General features: G+C 64.9%; 22 protein-coding genes. 11 read left to right on the forward strand and 11 right to left on the reverse strand.

Annotated features, from left to right (window positions below):
- Positions 1–52 precede the first annotated feature (52 nt).
- Positions 53–229 carry a hypothetical protein gene (locus tag V5279_RS02870; protein ID WP_338694924.1) on the reverse strand — a complete coding sequence of 59 codons (177 nt, stop codon included), beginning with the start codon at positions 227–229 and terminating at the stop codon, positions 53–55.
- Positions 230–612: 383 nt separating this feature from the next.
- Here V5279_RS02870 and V5279_RS02875 point away from each other — a divergent pair, with 383 nt between their 5' ends.
- Positions 613–741, forward strand: coding sequence for a hypothetical protein (locus V5279_RS02875; protein WP_275949049.1), 129 nt, complete (start codon positions 613–615; stop codon positions 739–741).
- Between the two features lie 10 nt (positions 742–751).
- Here the strand turns inward: V5279_RS02875 and V5279_RS02880 are convergent, their stop codons facing one another.
- The 4 genes from V5279_RS02880 to V5279_RS02895 all read right to left on the reverse strand — a co-directional run bounded on the left by V5279_RS02880 (position 752) and on the right by V5279_RS02895 (position 4,357).
- Positions 752–1,507 (reverse strand): GntR family transcriptional regulator, encoded by a 756-nt coding sequence (locus tag V5279_RS02880; RefSeq protein ID WP_029078007.1) that lies wholly within the window; start codon positions 1,505–1,507, stop codon positions 752–754.
- Between the two features lie 6 nt (positions 1,508–1,513).
- On the reverse strand, positions 1,514–2,494 hold the full coding sequence (locus V5279_RS02885) for a Gfo/Idh/MocA family oxidoreductase (RefSeq protein ID WP_338694932.1): 981 nt from the start codon (positions 2,492–2,494) through the stop codon (positions 1,514–1,516).
- Positions 2,491–3,336, reverse strand: a complete 846-nt coding sequence (locus tag V5279_RS02890) for an NAD(P)-dependent oxidoreductase (protein WP_338694934.1) — start codon at positions 3,334–3,336, stop codon at positions 2,491–2,493. Before V5279_RS02890 ends, V5279_RS02885 begins: the two co-directional genes overlap by 4 nt.
- Before the next feature lie 61 nt (positions 3,337–3,397).
- A complete protein-coding gene (locus V5279_RS02895; RefSeq protein WP_338694936.1) occupies positions 3,398–4,357 on the reverse strand; it encodes a Bug family tripartite tricarboxylate transporter substrate binding protein in 960 nt (319 codons plus the stop codon).
- A 133-nt stretch (positions 4,358–4,490) separates the two neighbouring features.
- Between V5279_RS02895 and V5279_RS02900 the strand changes: the two genes are divergently transcribed.
- The 3 genes from V5279_RS02900 to V5279_RS02910 all read left to right on the forward strand — a co-directional run bounded on the left by V5279_RS02900 (position 4,491) and on the right by V5279_RS02910 (position 7,688).
- Entirely contained in the window at positions 4,491–4,880 is a 390-nt protein-coding gene (locus tag V5279_RS02900) for a carboxymuconolactone decarboxylase family protein (protein WP_166299219.1), read from the forward strand.
- Between the two features lie 72 nt (positions 4,881–4,952).
- The gene (pcaB, locus tag V5279_RS02905; protein WP_338694939.1) at positions 4,953–6,314 is read left to right on the forward strand and encodes a 3-carboxy-cis,cis-muconate cycloisomerase; all 1,362 of its coding nucleotides are present in this window, start codon (positions 4,953–4,955) and stop codon (positions 6,312–6,314) included.
- 117 nt (positions 6,315–6,431) lie between these two features.
- Positions 6,432–7,688 (forward strand): aminopeptidase, encoded by a 1,257-nt coding sequence (locus V5279_RS02910; protein WP_166299217.1) that lies wholly within the window; start codon positions 6,432–6,434, stop codon positions 7,686–7,688.
- Positions 7,689–7,695: 7 nt separating this feature from the next.
- Here the strand turns inward: V5279_RS02910 and V5279_RS02915 are convergent, their stop codons facing one another.
- The 3 genes from V5279_RS02915 to V5279_RS02925 are packed head-to-tail and all read right to left on the reverse strand — an operon-like array spanning position 7,696 to position 10,559.
- Complete coding sequence (locus tag V5279_RS02915) at positions 7,696–8,628, reverse strand: GNAT family N-acetyltransferase (RefSeq protein WP_338694941.1); 933 nt, start codon at positions 8,626–8,628, stop codon at positions 7,696–7,698.
- A gap of 11 nt (positions 8,629–8,639) precedes the next feature.
- Positions 8,640–9,698 carry an amidohydrolase family protein gene (locus tag V5279_RS02920; protein WP_338694942.1) on the reverse strand — a complete coding sequence of 353 codons (1,059 nt, stop codon included), beginning with the start codon at positions 9,696–9,698 and terminating at the stop codon, positions 8,640–8,642.
- Positions 9,699–9,743: 45 nt separating this feature from the next.
- The gene (locus V5279_RS02925; RefSeq protein ID WP_338694944.1) at positions 9,744–10,559 is read right to left on the reverse strand and encodes an MBL fold metallo-hydrolase; all 816 of its coding nucleotides are present in this window, start codon (positions 10,557–10,559) and stop codon (positions 9,744–9,746) included.
- 227 nt (positions 10,560–10,786) lie between these two features.
- Between V5279_RS02925 and V5279_RS02930 the strand changes: the two genes are divergently transcribed.
- Entirely contained in the window at positions 10,787–11,671 is an 885-nt protein-coding gene (locus tag V5279_RS02930; RefSeq protein ID WP_414645994.1) for an alpha/beta fold hydrolase, read from the forward strand.
- A gap of 69 nt (positions 11,672–11,740) precedes the next feature.
- Here the strand turns inward: V5279_RS02930 and V5279_RS02935 are convergent, their stop codons facing one another.
- Both V5279_RS02935 and V5279_RS02940 read right to left on the reverse strand, forming a co-directional pair.
- On the reverse strand, positions 11,741–13,261 hold the full coding sequence (locus V5279_RS02935) for a permease (protein WP_338694948.1): 1,521 nt from the start codon (positions 13,259–13,261) through the stop codon (positions 11,741–11,743).
- Positions 13,258–14,010, reverse strand: coding sequence for an ABC transporter ATP-binding protein (locus V5279_RS02940; protein WP_338694950.1), 753 nt, complete (start codon positions 14,008–14,010; stop codon positions 13,258–13,260). The genes V5279_RS02935 and V5279_RS02940 overlap by 4 nt, the downstream gene beginning before the upstream one ends.
- Before the next feature lie 293 nt (positions 14,011–14,303).
- On the opposite strand from V5279_RS02940, the gene V5279_RS02945 reads away from it, so the two are divergent.
- The 6 genes from V5279_RS02945 (at position 14,304) to V5279_RS02970 (ending at position 21,245) form a co-directional block, all read left to right on the forward strand.
- Complete coding sequence (locus V5279_RS02945; RefSeq protein WP_166299213.1) at positions 14,304–15,179, forward strand: branched-chain amino acid ABC transporter permease; 876 nt, start codon at positions 14,304–14,306, stop codon at positions 15,177–15,179.
- Positions 15,180–15,190: 11 nt separating this feature from the next.
- Positions 15,191–16,342 carry a branched-chain amino acid ABC transporter permease gene (locus V5279_RS02950; protein ID WP_166299212.1) on the forward strand — a complete coding sequence of 384 codons (1,152 nt, stop codon included), beginning with the start codon at positions 15,191–15,193 and terminating at the stop codon, positions 16,340–16,342.
- Positions 16,339–17,097: an ABC transporter ATP-binding protein gene (locus V5279_RS02955; protein ID WP_338694956.1), complete on the forward strand. Its 759-nt coding sequence runs from the start codon at positions 16,339–16,341 to the stop codon at positions 17,095–17,097. Before V5279_RS02950 ends, V5279_RS02955 begins: the two co-directional genes overlap by 4 nt.
- Positions 17,098–17,107: 10 nt before the next feature.
- Positions 17,108–17,887: an ABC transporter ATP-binding protein gene (locus V5279_RS02960; protein ID WP_338694958.1), complete on the forward strand. Its 780-nt coding sequence runs from the start codon at positions 17,108–17,110 to the stop codon at positions 17,885–17,887.
- 183 nt (positions 17,888–18,070) lie between these two features.
- Positions 18,071–19,909 (forward strand): AMP-dependent synthetase/ligase, encoded by a 1,839-nt coding sequence (locus V5279_RS02965; protein ID WP_338694960.1) that lies wholly within the window; start codon positions 18,071–18,073, stop codon positions 19,907–19,909.
- Positions 19,910–20,045: 136 nt separating this feature from the next.
- Positions 20,046–21,245 carry an ABC transporter substrate-binding protein gene (locus V5279_RS02970; protein ID WP_338694962.1) on the forward strand — a complete coding sequence of 400 codons (1,200 nt, stop codon included), beginning with the start codon at positions 20,046–20,048 and terminating at the stop codon, positions 21,243–21,245.
- 107 nt (positions 21,246–21,352) lie between these two features.
- Here the strand turns inward: V5279_RS02970 and V5279_RS02975 are convergent, their stop codons facing one another.
- Positions 21,353–22,102 carry a transglutaminase-like cysteine peptidase gene (locus tag V5279_RS02975; protein WP_338694964.1) on the reverse strand — a complete coding sequence of 250 codons (750 nt, stop codon included), beginning with the start codon at positions 22,100–22,102 and terminating at the stop codon, positions 21,353–21,355.
- Positions 22,103–22,646: the final 544 nt, after the last annotated feature.

Genomic DNA, 22,646 nt, shown 5'->3' on the forward strand with positions numbered 1-22,646 from the left:
GCGAATCAGCGGTGAAGATCGTGTGCCTTAGGGTCGAGACGCGGCAGCGGCCCTACTGGTCCGTCTTCGGCGTCTTGCCTGCAATGTCGAGGCCGAGCCGGAGCGCGCGCTCATGGCGCTCTTCGGTCAGGAGCTTCAGTTCCCGTTCCAGCGACCGCACCACCTCCTCCTGCGTTTCCTTGGAGTGGCGGCGGGAGCCGCCTTGCGGTTTGGCCGGTTGGGCAGTCACGGGAGGCCCCTTGTCATCACACTGTCATCGCCCTGATGACACGGCCGGAGTCGCCGCGACAATCAAAAAGAATTCAGCGGCCGCACGTTTGGTATGTTTGTTGTGCGTCTGACTCAAATTTGGGCAGAAAATTCTCTTTGCCTTTGTCTCGAATGGAGCCGAAGCCGGTCGGGCCCGCGGTCTCATCAATTGGGATGAGAGAGGCCGGTTCCGACGAAATCATTTCCGGATTGGCACGAAGGCGTCCTGAAACCGACAAGGTCTAACCTTAGTAGCGTTGTGAGGACGGACGCCTGGTGAGACGCTGATGATCTCGGTCGTGAGATTCACGACCAGGGTCGTGAGACTGGTCAGTGCTCCCAGGACGTGGGGATGATCTCGGAATGAAGAAGCTGAATGCTGTGCCATATGTCTGGGCGGCCGCGCTGATCGCGGTCGCGGTCTGGGGCGTGAGCGGCACCCCGCAGATGGCGCACACCTCTGCCAGCACGCATTTGGCGCGGGCGCGGTAAGGCGTTTCCCCTAAAGCTTCGGCCGCAGCGAGCGCTGCATGTCCATCGTGTAGGTGTAGCGCCCTTCAGGGTGCGTGGTGATGGTGACCTCGAACAGTTCCTCGCGCAGGCCGTAGTAGCGGCGTACCACGGTGAGCGCCGGCGAGCCGGTCTTGACGCCGAGCGCCTTGGCAATCGGCGCCGGCATGCCCCGCACGAAGATTTCCATCTGGGCGCGCTCGGTGACCTGGCCGTACATCTTGGCGATCTGCTCGTGCACCGGGGTGCGCCCATGGTCGCTGCGGGTCACGACATCGGCGAACCGGCGCAGCACGTAGATCTCGGTCCAGCCGAGCGGCGCGGCGAACTGGTCGGAGCGGCGTACCGCCTCGATCAGGAACCAGCTCCTGCCGGGCTCGCATTTCAGGAGCCCGGCCAGCTTGCGGTCGGCGACGATATCGCTGCTTGCCACGACGTCGCGGTAGGTCTCGTTGGAATAACGCAGCCACTCGCCCAGCGACTTGACGCTGTGGGTGAACAATACCGGCGGCTCGGACGCGATCACCACCGAGCCGAGGCCGGCGCGGCGCACGATCAGGCCCTGCTCGATCAGGATGCGCAGCGCCTCGCGCACGGTTTGGCGGCTCGCACTGAAGCTTGCCATCAGCTCGGTCTCGGTCGGCAGCAGATTGCCGACCGCGTAGGTGCCGAGACGGATGTCCCTCTGTAGTCCGGTGGCGATGTCGCGATAGCGGGACGATCTCGCCCTGTCCGGTTGTTCAGACATGGTGGGTCACTGGTATGCCATATGGCAGGCGGCCGGGTGTCCTGTCTGCATCGACTGCAGTGCGGCCTCGAATGCAGCGAGCGTTGCCAGCACATCTGCCTCCGGCACCGGGAACGGCTGCTTGCCCTCGACCGCGTCGGCAAAGGCGGAAAGTTCCGCGGCGAGCGTGTCGACCGCCGGATAGCGTGTCGTCGCGGGCGCCTCCCCGGATTTCCGCAGCACCATCGTCACCTCGTCGAGCACTTCGGCAGATCCCTTCGTTCCGAACACATGCACGCGCCAATAGAACGGTGTTGCGCGGATTGTCGCAAGGGTTGCGCTCACGCCATTCACAAATTCAATCGCCAAGGTTGCAGTGTCGAGCGGCGGCGGTCCGGCCTCGCGCGCACTCAACCGGGCATAGACCTGGCGTGCCGGGCCGAGCAGGCTGACGAAGCCGTCGAGCACATGCAGTCCGGCGCCGGTCAGCCCGCCGCCGGGCGACTCTTCGGGCGACAGCCGCCAGCCCTGCGTGATGGTCTGCGAGTTCTCGTTGCTGTTGTGGCCCTCGACATGCAGGATCGTGCCGAGCCCGCCACCGGCTGTGATCGCGCGCAGCGCCCGCATCGAGGGCCAGAACCGGCGATTATGCCCGACCGCGAGCAGCACGCCGGCGTTGCGGCAGGCCGCGAACATCTCGGCGGCGTCGTTGCGCCGAAGCGCCAGCGGCTTCTCGCAAAGCACCTGCTTGCCGGCCGCGGCGGCCGCGATCACTTGGCTCCGGTGCAGCGAATGCGGCGTCGCCAGCAGCACGGCGTCGATCTCGGGCGCGGCGAGCACGGCCTCCAGGCTCGTCGCGGCGGATAGGCCATGAGCCGCGCAAAAATCGGCGGCGCCGGTGATGTCGGGTTCCACCGCGCTTGTGATCCTGAGCCGCGGCTCGTTCTGCGCGGCCTCGACCAGCGCGCGGCCCCAGCGGCCGAGGCCCACGATCGCACAATTGATCATGAATGCCCCTCATCCCGGCCGCGCCCGGCACGGATCGCCTCGATCACGGCGGCGCTGTCGCTCTCGGGGCCTTCGAGCGCGATCGCCGCGCGCAGCAAGTCGGCCTGCACTGAGGTTAGCGGCAAGGCAAGGCCGTGCCGGCCGGCCTCCTGCAGGATCAGCTCGGCATCCTTCAAGGTCTGCGCGATATGCGATTGCGGCGAGAAATCGCGCGCCAGCATTTTCGGTCCCTTGCTGTCCATTACCCTGGAATATGCCGCCGATTGCCGCGCCGTCGCAAGGAACGTCGCGCCGTCGAGGCCGAGGCTCTCGGCAAAGGCGATGCCCTCGGCCAGCGCGGCGCGGTTGTTCTGCAGGATCAGGTTGATGGCGAGCTTGGTGCGGCTCGCATTGCCGATCGCACCGACATTGATCTGCTGCGGGCAGAGAATATCGAGCGTCGCTGCGGCAGCTTCGATGACATCGGCATCGCCGGCGACCAGCGCGGTGGCGGTGCCGGCGCGGACCTCGGCGCTGGTGCCCGAGATCGGCGCCTCGATCAAGGCAAGGCGCGAGCGCGCCGCGAATTCGGCGATCACAGCGATCTCGCCCGGCGCGCAGGTGGTGGTGCAGATGACGAGCGGCGGCACCGCCGCGTTGGCGAGGTCCGGCAGCAATCCCTTGACCTGGGCCGCGTCGTACACCGCGATGACGATGGTCCGGCAGTGGGCCGCCACATCGGCGGCGAAGGCGGCGAACTCGGCGCCGCTGGCCCTCAAGCCGTCGTTCTTCGCGGCATCGATGTCGAAGCCGATTACGCCGACGCCGGCGTCGATCAGCCGCGCGGAGAGGGCCGATCCCATGAGCCCCAGGCCAATCATGCCAACAGGTGTCTCGCGAGCCATGATGCGACAGAGCTCTCGTCTATTGCGGCTGGATGCCGGCCGCCTTGACCTCCGCCGACCAGCGCACGACCTCGCTCCTGACGAAGGCGCCGAACTCGGCGGGCGCCAGCGGCGCCACGATCACGCCGACATCGGCGAGCTTCTTCTTCGTCTCCGGCATTGCGAGGTACCTGGCGCATTCGGCGTAGATCCTGTTGACCACCGGCTCCGGCGTGCCGGCGGGCGCGAACAGCCCGTACCAGATCGTGGCCTCGAAGCCGGGCATCGCTTCCGACAGCGCGGGCAGGCCCGGGGTGAGCTCGTTGCGGGTCGCCGACGTCACGCCGATGCCACGCAAGGTGCCACCCTGCATCTGCGGGATCGCGACCGAGAAATCGCCGAACGTCAGGTCGATCACCCCCGCCATCACGTCGGTCATCGCCTGCGGCACGCCGCGATAGGAGGCGGCGATCAGCGACAGGCCGCCGCGCGATTGCAGCTGCGCGATCGAGATCTGCGACGCGCCGGAGCCGTAACCCGCGGTCAGATTGGGGGTGGCCTTGGCGTAAGCGAGGAACTGCGGCAGGTCCTTGGCCGCAAGCTTCGGGTTGACCAGCAGCACCATCGCCGTCGTGGTGGTGCGGATGACGGGCGCAAAATCCTTCACCGGGTCGTAGGGCAGGCTCTTGAGCGTCGCGACGTTGCTGGCATGGGTCGTGTTGGTGCCCATCAGCAGCGTGTAGCCATCGGGCGCGCTGCGGGCGACTTCCTGGGCGCCGATGCTGCCGAGCGCGCCGGCGCGGTTCTCGATCAGCACGGTCTGGCCGAAGGCGTCCTGCAGATGCTGGCCGACCAGCCGCGCGACATTGTCGGGGCCGGCGCCGGCCGGGAAGGGCACGATGATCTTGAGCGGCCGTTGCGGAAACCCGTCCGCCGTGAGAGCCGGCAGGACCGGAAGTGCCGAGAGCAGGACGGCAAGCAGCCCCAGCCGTAACTTCATTCCGGTCCCCTCCTGTGCCTGCTTTGATAAATTTATACGGACAAATACGTCAGAAATGCAAGCGGAAGGCCCATTGCAATATTGAGGTGCGCCATAATTATCCGTATAAATAGCCCATACAGGGAGCCAGACGATGGTCGACATCAGCGATCTCCATGCGCGCGGGCTGCGGCGGCGTCAGAAGATGTTCGGCGAGGTCGACGTCGCCAAGCGGATGGCGGCCGCGGGCGATTTTGGCACGCCGCTGCAAAACATCATCAATGCTTATGTCTACGGTGACGTCTGGGAGCGCAGCGGCCTGTCCGACCAGATCCGCAGCCTCGTGATGCTCGGTATCACCGCGGCGAGCAGCAAGCCCGCTGAGTTCCGCGTTCATGCCAAGGGCGCGCTAGCCAACGGCTGCACCGCCGCGCAGGTGCAGGACGTGCTGCTGCTGGTCGCGATGTATTGCGGCATTCCGGCTGCGATCGAGACCAGCAAGATCGCAGCCGAGGTGTTCGGCGAGGTGCCTGCGGAGGGGTAGGGCGCAGGGCTGCGCCGTGATAGGGACGTTGCCGACTGCGATCGGCAACAGGATGCGCCCAAGGATCTGTCCATGTCCGGCTTCCCCGCTTCGACCACCGTGCTCGATTCCGTGCTGTTTCGCGATGCCTTCGGCACAAGCGAGATGCGCGAAGTGTTTTCCGATCTGCGGCTGATCTCCCGTTATGCCGAGGTCGAGGTCGCGCTGGCCAGGGCCGAAGCGCGCTGCGGCGTGATCCCGGCGGAAGCGGCGGAGGAGATCGCTGGCCGTACCGATGTCGCCGCGTTCGATTTCGATCTGCTGCGGCAGGAGACGGACGTCGTCGGCTACCCGATCCTGCCGCTGGTGCATCAGATGGCGAAGCAGTGCGGTGAGGCCGGACGCTATGTCCATTGGGGCGCGACCACGCAGGACATCATGGACACCGCCGTCGTGCTGCAGCTGCGCGACGGCCTCAGGATTGTCGAGGCCGACATTGCTGCATTGCGCACCATCCTCGCCGATCTCTCGAAACGCTATCGCGACACGCCGATGGCCGGCCGCACCCATCTGCAGCAGGCGCTGCCGGTGACCTTCGGCTACAAGACCGCGATCTGGCTCGCTGCCTTCGATCGCCATGCCGCGCGCTTGGCGGAGCTGAAGCCGCGAGTGCTGGTCGGGCAGTTCGCCGGCGCCGCGGGCACGCTGGCCTCGCTGGGCGACAAGGGCTTCGACGTGCAGAAGGCGCTGTGCGAGGAGCTTGGCCTCGGCGTTCCCGTCTCCACCTGGCATGTCGCGCGCGACGGGCTGGCGGAGGCGGTGAATCTCCTGGCGCTGGTCACGGGAACGCTCGGCAAGATCGCGCTCGACATCATGATCATGGCCTCGACCGAGTTTTCCGAGGTCTACGAGCCGTTCGTGAAGGGACGCGGCGCGTCCTCGACCATGCCGCAGAAGCGCAATCCGATCTCGTCGGAGCTGATGCTCGCCGCCGCCAAGGCGGTGCGCCAGCATGCCGGCCTGATGCTGGATGCGATGGTGCAGGATTTCGAGCGCGCCACCGGCCCGTGGCACGCCGAATGGATGGCGATCCCGGAAAGCTTTGTGCTGACCGCCGGAGCCCTTCACCAGGCAAGGTTCGCGCTTGGCGGCTTGATCGTCGACGAGAAGCGGATGGCCGACAATCTCGACATCAGCCGCGGGCTGATTGTGGCTGAAGCCGTGATGATGGGGCTGGCGCCGGCGATCGGGCGGCAGGAGGCGCATGATGTGGTCTACGACGCCTGCCGTGTTGCCAACGACAAGGGTCTGACGCTGGCCGAGGCGCTCGCCGCGGACGATCGCGTCGCAAGCCGGATCGATCGGGCGACGATTGATCGCCTCACCGCGCCGAAAAACTATCTCGGCCTCGCGCCCGAGATGGTCGACCGGGTGCTTAATTCAGTGAAGCGGTAAAATTCGAGGCAATTGCTCGCCGTCGCGTGATCGGGCGCGGCGGGCGGGAACCTTGCGAATGCGGATCGAATTGGACTACGAATCCCAAAACCCTCAAACGACACGGCCGGACACTTCATGACCGCACATCAACGCAACCTTTCCGCCTCGATCGATCCTGTAAAACTCGATCGGCTCGCCGAAGTCGCGATCAAGGTCGGTCTGCAGCTGCAGCCGGGGCAGGATCTGCTGCTGACGGCGCCCTCAGTGGCAATGCCGTTGGTGCGGCGGGTCGTGGAGCATGCCTACAAGGCCGGCGCCGGTATCGTGACCCCGTTCTTCTCCGACGAAGAGCTCACGCTGGCGCGCTACCGCCACGCCAACGATGCGAGCTTCGATCGCGCCGCGGGCTGGCTTTACGAGGGCATGGCGAAGGCGTTCGGCGCCAACACCGCGCGGCTTGCGATCGTCGGCGACAATCCGATGCTGCTGTCGGGCGAAGACCCGGCGAAGGTCGCGCGCGCCAGCAAGGCCAATTCGATCGCCTACCAGCCGGCGCTGGAGAAGATCGTCAATTTCGACACCAACTGGAACATCATCGCCTATCCGAGTGCGTCCTGGGCGAAGCAGATGTTCCCCGATGATGCCGAGGACGTCGCGGTCGCCAAGCTGGCGGATGCGATCTTCGCCGCGTCACGGGTCGACCAGGACGGCGCCGTCGCCGCCTGGGACAAGCACAATGCCAGACTGCGCGAGCGCACCGACTGGCTCAACGGCCAGCGCTTCCATGCGCTGAAATATTCCGGTCCGGGAATGGATCTCACGATCGGGCTCGCCGACGGTCATGAATGGGAAGGCGGCGCCTCGACCGCCAAGAACGGCATCGTCTGCAATGCCAACATCCCGACCGAGGAAGTCTTCACCACGCCGCATTGCCGGCGCGTCAGCGGCCACGTCGTCAGCTCCAAGCCGCTGTCCTATCAGGGCACGCTGATCGACAATATTTCGGTCAGGTTCGAGGAGGGCCGCATCGTCGAGGCCAAGGCCTCGCGCGGCGAGGAAGTCTTGAACAAGGTGCTCGACACCGACGAGGGTGCGCGCCGCCTCGGCGAGGTCGCGCTGGTGCCGCATTCCTCGCCGATCTCGAAGAGCGGGCTGTTGTTCTTCAACACCCTGTTCGACGAGAACGCCGCCTCGCATATCGCGCTCGGCCAGTGCTACTCGAAATGCTTCGTTGGTGGCGACAAGCTGACGCCGCAGCAGATCGCCGAGCAGGGCGGCAACAAGAGCCTGATCCACATCGACTGGATGATCGGCTCAGCCCACACCGACATCGACGGCATCCATGCCGACGGACGCAGCGTGCCGGTGTTCCGGAAGGGCGAGTGGGCGTAAGGCGCGGCTAGCCCAGCTTGCGCTCGCGCGCGGCGATCAGTTCGCCTCGCGGGACGCTGAAGCGGCAGGTCTCGTGCTGCGGCCGGAAGCCGAGCCGGCGGTAGATTTTCAGCGCGGGGGCGTTGCGGCTCGAGACGTTGAGCCAGCAGGGATGCTCAACCGAGACGTCGTGTGCGCTCAGCACGCGATAGACCAAGAGCTGGCCGAGCCCGCGTCCCTGCCGCGCCGGGTCGACGGCGACCGATTCGATCCACATCGAGTTCCGCTCTGGCTCGGTCAGGCAGAATCCCGACACCTGCCCATCCTCCGACGCGATCCAGACCTCGCTCTCGGTCAACACCTGCGCCATCTCCTCCGGTGAATACAGGCGGAACGCGGCGTCCGAGGCATAGGCGGCATTGTGGATCCGTGCGACCTCGGCCGCGCAAGCGGTCACGTCGGTCACCTGCTCGATGGTGGCGCGGGCTGCCGCGAGCGTGCGCGCCGGTTGCAACGGCTCGACGCACTTCATCCCGATCTCGGACTCGACATGAACAAAGCCGAAGGCGGTCACGAAGGCCATTCCTGCCGGCCAATCGCTGCTCACCAGCGTCTGCACGGTGAGATCGGGATCGGCATCGATCGCAAGGATGTCGTCGATCAGCGCGAGGCCGATCCGGCGGCGGCGCATCTCGGGCGCCACGACGATCTTGAGGAACCGGGAATGATGCGCGCCCTGGTCACGCAACGAGGATTCGGCGAGGCCGACGAGCCGGCCATCCCGCTCGGCAATACGAAAGTCGCGCCCGCCACGGTTCTGCGGCAGCTTCAGGAACTGGTCCCATTGCGGCAGCGTGACAGGTCCCAGCCGCGGTTCCACCGCAGCTGCCTTCGCGTAAAGTGCGACCACCGCTTCCGCATCAGCCTCGCGAAGCGGTCGGATGGTGATGCCGTCATCCATGAGTCGAGAGCTTACCCGATATCGAGCCGATAGACATCCTTTGCCGTCTTCGAGAACAACGCCGTCTTCTCGGCTTCGCTATATTGTGAAGCAAGCCGTTTAAAGGTGTTAAAGATCACCTGGTAACTGCACTGCCCCTTATCAGGTGGGAAGTTGCTCTCGAACATGCAACGGCTTGGGCCGAAGGCCTCGACGCAGGTTTCCACATAGGGCCGCCAGGCGGCGGCGAGTTCCTCCGACGACGGCGGCCGGGGGCGGAGGTGGAAGTCGTAGCCGAGCAGGCACATTGCAAGCCCCCCGAGCTTGACCACGACGTTCGGGCATGTGGCGATCTCCTGGATCGACGCCTTCCAGACCGGAAAGGTCTCCGCGCGCTTGCCGGCGAACCGGCCGGTGCCGACCGGGCCGCCGCAATGGTCGAGCACGATCCTTGTGTCGGGGAAGGCGCGGGCGAGGTCGGTGAGCTCGCCGATCTGCGGGTGGAACAGCCAGGCGTCAAAGCTGAGACCGAGCGGCGCCAGGCAGGCAAAGCCCTTGCGGAAGGTGGAATCGAGCAGAATTCCCTTCGGCCGGTTCGCATACATGTGGGCGACGTTGGGGTCCTCGTCCCAGGCCGAGGAATGGCGGATGCCGCGGAACCGGCCGTTGCCGGCGGCGATCTCCGCCTCCAGCACCGCCTTGGCCTGGTCGCCGATCAGAAGATTAACGTGGCTGACGATGCCGGCGCAGATCGCTGCCTTGCCGTAGCCGCCGCTCGCCGCCATCGCCGCGACGCCGTTGGCGAACTCGACCTCGCCGACCGGGCGGAACGCCTCCGGGCCGTCGGCGCGATACATCGACCGGCAATCGACATAGACGGTGGCAACGATGTTGTGGCCGGAGGCGATGTCGTCGCGCATCTCCTCGATCAGATAGCGCAAGCCCCCGCGGTCCCAGAGATGGTGATGCGGATCGACGATCGGCCGGTCAGGATCGATGATCTCCTCGGCATATTGGGCGAGCCAGTCCTCGCGCGGATTGGCATAGAGCCCGCTGGCGGAGGCGGGCAGAGTGCTGGTGCTGGTGGCCATCGATTCTTCACTCCCGTTTGGTTTTGCTTCTTCTTGTAAGAGACTTCACACCCCGTCGAGGATGATCACCGTCGGCGTTGCCGGCAGGGTGTCGCGCGAAATCCGCAACGTGCGCTCGCCGCCGCGGCGGTCGATCTCGAATTGCTGGCCGATCAGGCGCATGAACTCGTCGAGCGGGGTGGCGAAGCGGTGCATCGGCAGCACGACGGCGGCACGCAGCCGCTTGGTGATCTCGGAGACGCCGTCGAGCGACATCGTATAGGTGCCGTCGATCGGCACCATCACGATGTCGAGCCGGCCGATCGCGGCGAAATGGCTGTCGTCGAGCTTGTGATGCAAATGGCCGAGATGGCCGATGCAGAGGCCGGCGACCTCGAAGATGAAGATCGAATTGCCGTCCTTGATCATCTCGCCGCCGGTGCCCTCGCCCCAGTAGCGGCGGATGTCGGTGGTGACGTTGCGGATATAGACGTCGCCGATCCGCATCGCATAATGCGCGGCCTCGCCCTTCTCGCCCCAGCCATGCAGCACGTGGGGAATCCTGGGGTCGGGAAACAGCGTGTAGTGCGTCGCGTGGGCCCGGTTCATCGTCGCGACATCGGGCAGCCGCCCGGTCTGATAGACGCCGTTGTAGTCGGTCGCGATCCGGATACCGCCCGGCGTGTCGATGTAATAGGTCGAATGGCCGGCATAGGTGATCGCGACCTCGTCGGCTTTGGCCGCGACGCGCCGGTAGTTGACGGGTATGGCGCGCGGCGGCGCATTCGCCATCGCCAGGCATTCGCTGCGCTGGGCGTCCTGCGCGAAGGCGTGGCCGGTCAACGTTCCGAGCAGGACGAGTGCGGCGAGCAATCTCAGCATGACCTGTTCCGTCTGCGGCGGCATCCGTGGCCGCGAGACTATCGCGCAATTGGCGTGCCGTCATGATGAGACCGGCGCATCGCTCCATGGCGCTGAGTGCAACACGATCCGGGGGATTAATCCGGCAGGACGCGCTACCATGCCGAGCAGATCACAGCATCAGGGAGTTATGCGTGACTGATACTGCCCCTTCGCCGCGCGCGCCTTCGACCAAACGGCTCGAGCCATTGCGCCATGTCGACGCAGGCGTCCTCAACATCGGCTATTACGAGGCCGGCCCCGCCGACGGTCCGGCGGTGCTGCTGATGCACGGCTTTCCCTACGACATCCACTCCTATGTCGACGTCGCGCCTGACCTGGCCGCGCAGGGATGCCGGGTCATCGTGCCCTATCTGCGCGGCTACGGGCCGACGGTCTTCCGCGACAAGGCGACGCCGCGCTCGGGGGAGCAGGCGGCGGTCGGCGCCGACATGATGGCACTGATGGATGCGCTCGGCATCAAGCGCGCGGTGTTCGCCGGCTACGATTGGGGCGGCCGCGCTGCCTCGGTCGGTGCCGCGCTCTGGCCGGAACGATGCATCGGGCTCGTCTGCACCAATGGCTACATGATCCAGGACATTGCACATGCGATGGTGCCGGCGCGGCCGGATCACGAGGCGGCGCTCTGGTATCAGTATTACTTCCAGCTCGAGCGCGGGCGCGCCGGGCTTGCCGCCAACCGGCGCGGCATCGCGAAGCTATTGTGGTCGCAATGGTCGCCGAGCTGGGCGTTCGACGAGGCCTGCTTCGAGCGCAGCGCGATCGCGTTTGATAATTCCGGTTATGTCGACGTCGTGATCCACAGCTACCGGCATCGCTTCGGCCTCGCCGATGGCGATCCGCAATATGCGGAGGTGCAGCGTCGGCTGGCCGCATTGCCGGTGATTGCGGTCCCGACGATCTCGCTCGACGGTGCCGACGACGGCGTGACGCCTGCGCGCGACGGCGGCGCCAGCGCGGCAAAATACACCGCCCGCCGGGCGCATCGCGTGATCCCGGGCGCCGGTCACAATCTGCCGCAGGAAGCGCCGGAGGCGTTCGCCGCGGCGGTGATGGAGCTGGTGAAAGGCTAGAGCGTTTTCGAGCGAAGTGGATACCGGTTCGCGTGAAGAAAACGCGTCAAACTAGAATCTACCGCGGTCTCACGCGCGCCGCGGGCTGATCTTCCAGGCGATGACGAGCGTCAACAGCGTCAGAATGCCGCTGACGAGCGCGGCCGACGGGATCGTCAGGACGAGCGCTGCGGTTGCCGCCCAGCCGATCGAGGAGAAGGCCTCCGCGAAGGTCGCGATGCGGGAGGAGGTCTGGCGCCGGCGGAACTGGCTGCGCTTGGCCTGCGCGCGGAACCAGAGTTGAATCCCGGCGGCCGATGCGGTCGCGATGACGATCGCGATCGCGGTGACCGCGGCCTGCTGCGGCGAGGCAAATGCCAGCGCGGCCACCAGCGGCGCGAAGATGGCGGCGATCGCGATCAGCACGACCTCGACCTTGGCGCGGGTCACGCGCGACGGCGGCAGCGGCGCGGTCGCCACCAGATCGGGCGCGTCCTCGCCCGAGATAGTCAGCCAGGCAAGCCCGCCGGCGAGCTGGCCTGCGGCCATCACGATGACGGGCGTGATCAGCACGATCGCGGTCGAGGTGCCGGAGAAACTGCGCCACAGCATCAGCGCCGGCGGCACCAGATAGAGCATTTGCATCAGGGTCTGCGAGAGCAGCCACGGATCGCGGCGCAGCAGCAGAAACTCCTTGCGCCGCAGCGCCTGCTGGCGCGAGCCGGAGCGGAACGCGCGGGCGCGCCCCCGCGTCACCGCGGCCGGATTGGCGGCGACGCTCGCGACGGTGTCGGCAAACCGTGGTGCGAACACCGCCATCACGACGCCGAGCATCACCAACGCCAAGGCGAGCAGCAGCATCATGATGTCGAGATCGCCCAGCGATGCCCGCGCCGGCCACCACAGCAGGCTGTCGGGGGCGGGGGCAATTCGCGCCGCGGTATCCGAGGTCAGGAAGGCAAAGCGCGACAGCGTGCCGTAGGACAGCACCGCGACCACCTGCAGGGCGATGACGAAGCCCGCGCCGATCACGGCGGAGACGATCTGCGCCACCAGCCGGGTCCGGCTCGGCCCGATCAGGCGAAACAGGAAGGCGGTGACGGCGATCGCGGCAGCCGCCGCCGACAGCCCGATCGCAAGGACGACGCCGAAGCCGGCGAGCCAGCGCGGGCCGCCGAGATAGACCAGCACGTCGACGAATGGCGTCGACAGCAAGAGCGCCATGCTGCTCACCGTCAGCGCGATCGCGGCGATCCGGATCGAGAAGATGTTGGTCAGCTTCGCCGGCGACGACATGATCAAATCGAGATCGGCGCGGGCATAGAACACCCGCGTCACCGACTCGATCGCCTGCGACAGCATCAGCGCCCAGGACAGGAAGATCGTCGCGGTCAGCACGATCAGCGACGACGGGTCGAGCGGAAACCGCAGGTCGACATAGCGGGCGACCACCGCATAGGCCGGCAGATGCAGGATCGCCGCGAACAGCAGCAGGCCGATCACGGCGCGGTTGCGCCGGCGCCGGCCGCCGGTCATCATCGCCAGCCATTCGCGCCAGGCCAGGCGGAATTCGTGGCGGACGAACCAGGTGAGGTGGGCGGTCGAGCTCACGCCGCCGCCGCCTCGGTGTCGACCAGCGCGATGAACATGTCCTCGAGGGTCGTGTCATTGCGGCCGTTCTGCTCGCGCAGCTCGGCCAGCGTGCCCTCGGCGATCAGCCGGCCGGCCGCGATCACGCCGATGCGGTCGGCCATCCGTTCGGCGACTTCGAGAATATGGGTCGTCATGATCACGGTGCAGCCGGCGCGGACACGCTCCTGCAGCAGGCCCTTGACGTGACGCGCCGACAGCGCGTCGAGGCCTGTCAGCGGTTCGTCGAGAATGATCAGGCGGGGATCGTGCACCAGCGCGCCGGCGAGCGCCACCTTCTGGCGCATCCCCTTGGAGAAGCCTTCGCAGCGCTGGTTGAGATGCGGCTCGAGCCCGAGCGAGGCCAGCAGATCGCGGGCCGACAGCTCCGACGTGCGGGGGTCGATGCCCCAGAGGCCGGCGACGAATTCGAGATATTCCAGCGGCGTCAGCTTGTCATAGATCATCGGCTCGTCGGACACCCAGGCCATGATCTGCTTGGCGGCGACCGGATCGGCCAGCGCATCGATGCCCAGGATCGACACCGAGCCGGCATCGGGCCGCAGCAGGCCCGCCACCATGCGCAAGGTCGTGGACTTGCCGGCGCCGTTCGGCCCGAGCAGCGCGTAGAATTCGCCGGTACGAATGGTGAGATCGAGCGCGTCGACCGCCGGGCGGTCAAAACGCTTGGTTAACCCTCGCACGGCGAGTGCCGACAGTTCGGATGTCATGGTGTGGTGGCGATCCGGGATTGCGCTCTTCGGTTGCGTGACCTTGGACAAAAACCGTTTCGGTGCGGTGAATCGCACGGGGCAAATCGAACGCGATATCCGTATTAGTCCGTGCTGCGGCATTTATCCGCAAATGTGACGATGCTTACGGATCAAGGGTTTGTTGACAGGGATCGGGCCTTTTGGCTCAATCGGGGCGGACATAGGCAGCTTTCAGCGCTTCCGACACAAGGGCGCGAAGGCGGGATGCAACGAGCGATCGGAAAGAATCGCCGGGCATCGGGGAGGGAAGGATGCTGGACTTTGTTCAGCAGCTCGTCAGCGGCATCGCGCTCGGCTGCGTTTACGGCCTGATCGCGCTCGGATTCGTGCTGGTCTACAAGGCAACCGAGGTCGTCAATTTCGCGCAAGGCGATTTGATGATGCTGGGCGGCTTTTTCGCCTTCACCTTCATCGGCATGCTCGGGCTGAATTACTGGGTCGGATTCGCCGGCGCGGTGATCTGCATGGCGTTGTTCGGCATGCTGGCCGAGCGGGTCGTGGTGCGGCCGATCCTCGGCTATCCGCAATTCTCCATCATCATGGCGACGATCGGGCTCGGCTATTTCCTGCGCTCGATCTCCGGCATGATCTGGGGCACCGACGACTTCAAGATCGAAACCCCGTTCAGCCAGGGCGTCTTGAGAATCGGCAGCCTGGTGCTCGCCTATGACAAGCTGTCGGTGATCGCGGCAACCATCATCCTGTGCGCGCTGCTCTATCTGTTCTTCAACCGCACCACGCTCGGCACCGCGATGCGCGCCAGCTCCGAGAACATGCTGGCTGCCTATTACATGGGCATCCCGGTCAAGCGCGTGGTCTCGATCGTCTGGGCGATCTCGGCGGCGGTGGCGACCTGCGCCGGGGTGCTGCTGGCGCCGATCACCTTCATCCATTCCAATGTCGGCTTGGTGCTGGGGCTGAAGGCGTTTCCGGCCGCGGTGCTCGGCGGCTTCGGCTCGATCCCCGGTGCCGTGGTCGGCGGCGTCCTGATCGGCGTGATCGAGAGCATGGCCGGCTTCTATTTGCCGCAGGGATGGAAGGACGTCGCGCCCTACATCGTGCTGCTCGCGGTGCTGCTGCTCAAGCCCGAAGGCCTGTTTGGCCATCACGTCCGCAAGAAGGTTTGAGGAGCGACATTATGCGGTTTCTCTTCAAGACCAATTATGAAGACGACATCAGGCTGTTCCCGCATTCGGGCTATGTCTATTCCTACGGCCTGTTGCTGGCGGTGCTGCTGATCGCGCCTTACGTGCTCTCAAGCTACCTGATGAGTCAGCTCGTCTTCGTCTGCATCTATGCAACCGTCGGCGTCGGGCTCTTGATCCTGACCGGCTTCACCGGACAGGCCTCGCTCGGCCACGCCGCGTTTCTCGCGATCGGCGCCTACACCGCGGCCTATCTGCAGCAATTCAACGTGCCGTTTCCGGTCTATTTCCTGGCGGCGGGGCTGTTGACCGGCGTGGTCGGCGCGCTGGTCGGATTTCCGGCGCTGCGGCTGCAGGGCATTTATCTGGTGATCGCGACGATCTCGTTTGCCTTCATCGTCGAGGAAATCCTGGCGCGCTGGGAAAGCGTGACCCATGGCAATGAGGGCATGCGGGTCAAGGCCATACAGTTGTTCGGCACCACGATGTCGCGCGACGGCCCGACTTTCTATTATCTCTGCCTCGCGGTGCTGGTGCTGACCATCGTCGGCACGCTCAACCTGTTGCGCTCGCCGACCGGGCGCGCCTTTGTCGCGATCCGCGACAGCGAGACCGCGGCGCGCAGCATGGGCATCAATGTCGCGCTCTACAAGGTGAAGTCGTTCGCGATCTCGGCGGCGATCACAGGCTTCGCCGGCGTGCTGTTCGCCCACAAGCTCTCCTTCATCTCGCCCGAGATGTTCACGCTGCAGCTGTCGATCGAGTTCATCATCGTGATCCTGATCGGCGGCACCTTCAGCCTGCATGGTGCGGTGCTGGGCGCGATCTTCCTGGTCATGATCGATCCGTTCCTGACCTATCTAAAGGACGACATGCCCGGCGTGATCGCCGGCGTCGCGGCCACCCTCGGCGCCGGCACGGAGCGCGCCGGACATATCCAGGACGCGGTCGCAGCCTTTGCTTCCGCCAACGGGCTGAAGGGCGCGATCTACGGCGTCATCATCGTGGTGTTCGTGCTGTTCGAGCCGCTGGGGCTCTATGGCCGCTGGCTCAAGATCAAGCTCTTCTTCCAGCTGTTCCCACTCTACAAGCGCGCGACCTTCAAGCGGCAGAAGATCTACGTGAAATCGGAGCGGAACAGATGAGCTATTTCCGCGCCGAGAACCTGTCGCTGCATTTCGGCGGCCTCAAGGCGGTCGATGCCATCAGCTTCGCGGTCGAGAAGGGCGAGATCCTGTCGATCATCGGACCCAATGGCGCCGGCAAAAGCTCGATATTCAACCTGATCTCGCGGATCTATCCGCCGACCTCGGGCAGGATCTTCTTCGAGGATCAGGACATCACCCAGGAGCCGGCCTACGATATCGCGAGGCTCGGCATTGCCCGTACCTTCCAGAACATCGAGCTGTTCGAGAATGCCACCGTGCTGAGCAATCTGCTGGTCGGACGCCATCGCCATTCCACCACCCAGCTCTGGCAGGAGCTGTTATTCCTGCCGAGCGTCCGCGCCGGCGAGAAGGCGCATCGCCGCCGCGTCGAGCAGGTGATCGAATTCCTCGATCTCGAGCCCTATCGCGACAAGCTGATCTCGGGCCTGCCGTACGGCGTGCGCAAGGTGATCGAGTTGGCGCGGGCGCTGTGCTCGGAGCCGAAGCTGATCCTGCTCGACGAGCCGTCCTCGGGCCTCAATGTCGAGGAGACCGACGACATGTCGTTCTGGATCCGCGACATGAAGAGCGAGCTCGGCATCACGGTCTTGATGGTCGAGCACGACATGACGCTGGTCAACCGGGTCTCCGACCGCGTGATTGCGCTGAACTACGGCCGCGTGCTGGCGATGGGCTCGCCGTCGGAGGTGCAGCACCATCCCGACGTCGTCGCAGCGTATCTCGGCGCATGAGGATGATGCCATGACCACATCAGACATCATCCTGAAACTCTCCAACATCGAGAGCTATTACGGGCCGATCATGGCGATTCGCGGCATCAGCCTCGAGGTGCCGCGCGGCCGGATTGTCACGCTGCTCGGCGCCAACGGCGCCGGCAAGACCACCGTTTTGAAGACGATCTCCGGCATCCTCGATCCGCAGAAGGGCTCGATCGAATTCCTCGGCAAGCCGATCCAGCGCATGGAGGCCGATCGGATCGTGCGGCTCGGCCTCAGCCATGTACCGGAGGGACGGGAGGTGTTTCCGTTCCTGTCGGTGCGCGAGAACCTGATGATGGGCGCCTATCTGCGCAAGGACCGCGACGGTGTGGCGCAGGACCTCGAGCGCGTCTATGGCTATTTTCCACGGCTGAGGGAGCGGCTCGGCCAGCCGGCCGGGCAGCTTTCGGGCGGCGAGCAGCAGATGCTCGCGATCGGGCGGGCGCTGATGAACCGGCCGACGCTGCTGCTGCTCGATGAGCCGTCGCTTGGGCTGTCGCCGATCCTGGTGAAGGAGATCTTCACCATCATCCGCCGCGTCAATGAGGAGCAGGGCATGTCGATCCTGCTGGTCGAGCAGAATGCCAAGATCGCGCTGGAGACGGCGCATTACGGCTATGTGCTGGAGATCGGCCGCGTCGTGATGAACGACACCTGCGAACGGCTGATGAATTCGCCCGATATCCAAGAGTTCTATCTCGGCGCCAAGGAAGCGGGCGCGCGGGGCGAGCGGCGCTGGAAGAAGAAGAAGACTTGGCGGTGAAGGTTGGCGGTGAAGATCGGCGTTGAAGAAAGCCGGCGCTGAGGAAGATTGACGTCGACTAAAGTTGGCACTGCGAAGGTTTGGCGTTGGGAACGAGTTGGAGCTAGATTTCAAGCCTGTTGCACGAACAAGACCGGCACGAAAGCCCGGCACGTGAGGCAGGCGGCAGAGGAGGGAGCGCGCATGGCAGGACCAGCGGTTCTGACGGTTGCCGACACGATCGCGAGGAGCTTTCTGCTCGCGGTACAGACGCGTGGCGACAGGCCCGCGATCCGCGAGAAGAAGTTCGGCATCTGGCAGCCGACCAGCTGGCGCGAATGGCTGCAGATCTCCAGGGATATCGCCTTTGGCCTACATGCGACCGGCTTCCGCCCCGGCGATGTCGCCTCGATCATCGCCAACGCGGTGCCGGAATGGGTCTATGCCGACATCGGCATTCTGTGCGCCGGCGGCGTCTCCTCCGGTATCTACCCGACCGATTCGGCGGCGCAGGTCGAATATCTCGTCAATGATTCCGGCACCCGGGTCATGTTCGTCGAGGACGAGGAACAGCTCGACAAGGTGCTGACCTGCCGGTCGCGCTGTCCGACGCTGGAAAAGGTCGTGGTCTTCGACATGGAGGGCCTGAGCGGCTTCTCAGATCCGATGGTGCTGTCGCTTGCCGAGTTCACGGCGCTCGGCCGCAATCATGCGCAGGGCAATGACGCCTTGTGGGACGAGATGACCGGCAGCCGCACCGCCTCCGATCTCGCGATCCTGGTCTACACCTCGGGCACCACAGGTCCGCCCAAGGGCGCGATGCATTCCAACCGCAGCGTGACGCACCAGATGCGCCATGCCAACGATCTCTACCCCTCGACCGACAACGAGGAGCGGCTGGTGTTCCTGCCGCTCTGCCACGTCGCCGAGCGGGTCGGTGGCTATTACCTCTCGCTCGCGCTCGGCTCGGTGATGAATTTTGCCGAGAGCCCGGAGACGGTGCCGGACAATCTGCGCGAGGTGCAGCCGACCGCGTTCCTCGCGGTGCCCCGGATCTGGGAGAAGTTCTATTCCGGCATCACCATCGCGCTGAAGGACGCGACCCCGTTCCAGAACTGGATGTACGCCCGGGCGCTCGCGATCGGCAACCGGATGACCGAGTGCCGGCTTGAGGGCGAGACGCCGCCGCTGTCGCTGCGGCTCGCCAACCGCGCGGCCTACTGGCTGGTGTTCCGCAACATCCGCCGCATGCTCGGGCTCGACCGCTGCCGGATCGCGCTGACCGGCGCGGCGCCGATCTCGCCGGATCTGATCCGCTGGTATCTCGCGCTCGGCATCGACATGCGCGAGGTCTACGGCCAGACCGAGAATTGCGGCGTCGCGACCATGATGCCGGCGGAGCGCATCAAGCTCGGCTCGGTCGGCAAGGCCGCGCCCTGGGGCGAGGTGATGATTTGCCCGAAGGGCGAGATCCTGATCAAGGGCGACTTCCTGTTCATGGGCTATCTCAACCAGCCGGAGAAGACCGCCGAGACGATCGACGCGAAAGGCTGGCTGCACACCGGCGATGTCGGCGCGATCGACAATGAAGGCTATGTCAAGATCACCGACCGGATGAAGGACATCATCATCACCTCCGGCGGCAAGAACATCACGCCGTCCGAGATCGAGAACCAGCTCAAATTCTCGCCCTACGTCTCGGACGCCGTCGTGATCGGCGACAAGCGGCCGTATCTCACCTGCCTGATCATGATCGATCAGGAGAATGTCGAGAAATACGCCCAGGACCAGGACATCCCCTTCACCAATTACGCGAGCCTGTGCCGTGCCCGCGAGATCCAGGACCTGATCCAGCGCGAGGTCGAGGCGGTGAATACGAAATTCGCCCGCGTCGAGACCATCAAGAAATTCTACCTGATCGAGCGACAGCTCACACCCGAGGATGAGGAGCTGACGCCGACCATGAAGCTGAAGCGCAGTTTTGTGAACAAGCGCTATGCGACCGAGATCGACGCCATGTATGGCGCGCGGGCGGTGGCATAGAGCATGATCCGCCGCGACAAACGCGCAGCGTTTGCGCGGAGATCATGCCTAAGGAGAGATGCGACGACGGACTTGGCGAAGGAGCGAGCAGGCCCGACCCTTCGCTCAACATGGGCCACTGAAGGAGGAGACTGCAATGTCGAAATCGCTGAAGGCGCTGGGCCTTGCGGTGAGCGCGCTGGCGCTGACCTGTCTGCCGGCCGCGGCCCAGACCAAGGTCACCAATGAAGGCATCTCGCCGACCGAGATCGTGATCGGAACGCATCAGGACCTGTCCGGCCCGATCAAGGTCTGGGGTGTTCCGGTGTCCAACGGCATGAAGATGGCGGTGGAGGAGATTAATGCCAGCGGCGGCATCAACGGCCGCAAGATCAAGATGATCCTGGAAGACAACGGCTACGACCCGAAGAAGGCCGTGCTGGCCTCGCAGAAGATGGTCGAGCGCGACAAGGTGTTCGCGATGATCGGCCCGATGGGCTCGCCGACCGTGCTCGCCGCGCAGGACATCCTGTTCGATGCCGGCGTGCTGCAGCTGTTCCCGCTGACCGCCGCCGAATTCACCTTCAAGTTCGATCCCGCCAAGCCGCAGGAGCGGCTGAAGTTCAACAACCTCTTGCCCTATGTCGAGAGCACGCGCGCCGCGCTCAAATACATGATGGACTGGAAGAACTTCAAGAAGCCCTGCATCATGCATCAGGACGACGAGTACGGCAAAAACGTGCTCGACGGCTTCACTCAGCAGCTCGGCGCGATGAAGGTGCAGCCGGCCTCGGTGACGAGCTACAAGCGCGGCGCCTCCGACTTCTCGGCGCAGGTCGCCAAGATGAAGTCCGACGGCTGTGACCTCGTCGTGCTCGGCACCGTGATCCGCGAGACCATCGGCGCGATGAACGAGGCGAAGAAGCTCGGCTGGGACGTGACCTTCCTCGGTGCTACCCCGACCAACGTGCTCGAAGTGCCGGCGCTCGGCAAGGAGGCCGTCGAGGGACTCTACGCGGCGTCAGGCTTCGAGATTCCCTATGAGGACACGGCCAAGGGCAAGGTGAAGGACTGGCTGCTCAACTACAAGAAGATGTTCAACTCCGACGCCAACACCCAGGCGATCATCGGCTATAACGCGGTGATGACCTTCGCCTTCTACGCGCAGAAGGCGGGCAAGGATCTCACCGGCCAGAAGATGCTGGACGCGCTGGAGTCAGGCGACAAGTTCCTCGACATCTTCTCCTCGCCGCCGACCAAGTTCTCCAAGACCGATCATCTCGCCAACACCATCACGCAGGTGCAGCAGGTCAAGGGCGGCCGCTGGGTGCTGGTGAAGGACAATTTGATGTTCTGAGCGGCGGTCCAGACGTCGGGATAACCGTCATTGTGAGCCACCGGGCCGGCCATCGGCCGGACCCGTTGGCGCCTCGTAATGACGGAAACGAGTTTCGATCGCCTGGTTCAATGCATCCGCGCCGGCCGCCACGCGGCCTCGGCGACGAGCGGCGGATCGACATATCGGCTGACGCCATGCTGGTCGATCACGAAGGTCGGCCGAAAACTCCTGATGTCGCTGTCCTCAATCATCGCCATGCGGCGGTTGTCGAGCGTCAGCCAGCGGCCGTCGAGCCGCGCCGCGACCACGGCATGGTCCTCGCCGCCGATGAGGTCATGCATGACGACGATCCGCAGATCCTCCGGCGCGACGCCGGCGATGCGCAGGGCCACGAACTTCGCGATCGCATAGTCCTCGCAATCGCCGCTGCCGCGGGCAAAGGTGGCGAGCGGCGTCGCCCAGACATCGGGCTCGCCATAAGTCGCAAGATCGTTGCCCGGGCGGATCGCGAGGTTGATCGCGCGGTTGATCGCACCGAGCCGGGCGCGGCCGTCGTGCGCCCGTCCGGCATCGACGATCGCGAGGAAACGCAGCGCCTCCGGCGATGCACAACCGGTGCGGTCGCCTTCACAGATGGCGAGCTGCACCAGCTCGTCGGCGAGCTGGCGCTGCACGCCGCGCCATTTGTCGTGCAGGCCGCCGTCGGCAAGCAGGCTGGTGGCCAGGCCAAACGGCTCGGTCGATTGTCTGAACAGCGTTGCCGGGCCGGGCGAAAGCAGCGAAGCGGCATTGAGCTCGGCGACCGGCGCGGCCAGCGCCAGGCCGATGCCCAGCATGACGGCGCGCAGCGCAAATGAGCGAAGCGAGAATCCCATGTGACACCCCCTGTCCGCTCTTCGGCGGGTGGATGCTGCACCGCGCACGCGACCGGATCGTTTCATGCCGTCCAGCATGGCAAGCGATCCGTTCGAATCGATTTAAGATGTGGGGAAACTGGACAAGAGGCTGAAGGGCGCGTGGGCCGGGTCCCGAAAACTTTACCGGTTTGTGAAACGAACCGGCGAACCTTTATCCACCGTCTTCCGTCTCATGCTTGCCTCCTGGTTAACCGGCCGGTCCGCGCGCGGGACTGCTGTGATTTGTAAGCTAACTCACAGCTTTGGCCGGGAATTTGGAGTCAAATGCCCTCTCGGGGCTGCGGGGAAATAGAGGCAAGTACAGAAATGACGGTCAATACCACGAATACGTGGTCAAATACGTATCTTGGCTGCAATCCCACCTTATGGTACCGTCTCACAAATCAGAACTACACCACTCATACAAGAGTGAGCCAAGTCACACCCGCTCAAACGGCGCGATCGAAGCACCTTGCGCAAGCACAGGACAGTTTCGTCGAGCTTTATCCGATGATATGCAGGC

The organism is Bradyrhizobium sp. 26S5 (assembly GCF_036923295.1).
Lineage (GTDB): Bacteria > Pseudomonadota > Alphaproteobacteria > Rhizobiales > Xanthobacteraceae > Bradyrhizobium > Bradyrhizobium septentrionale.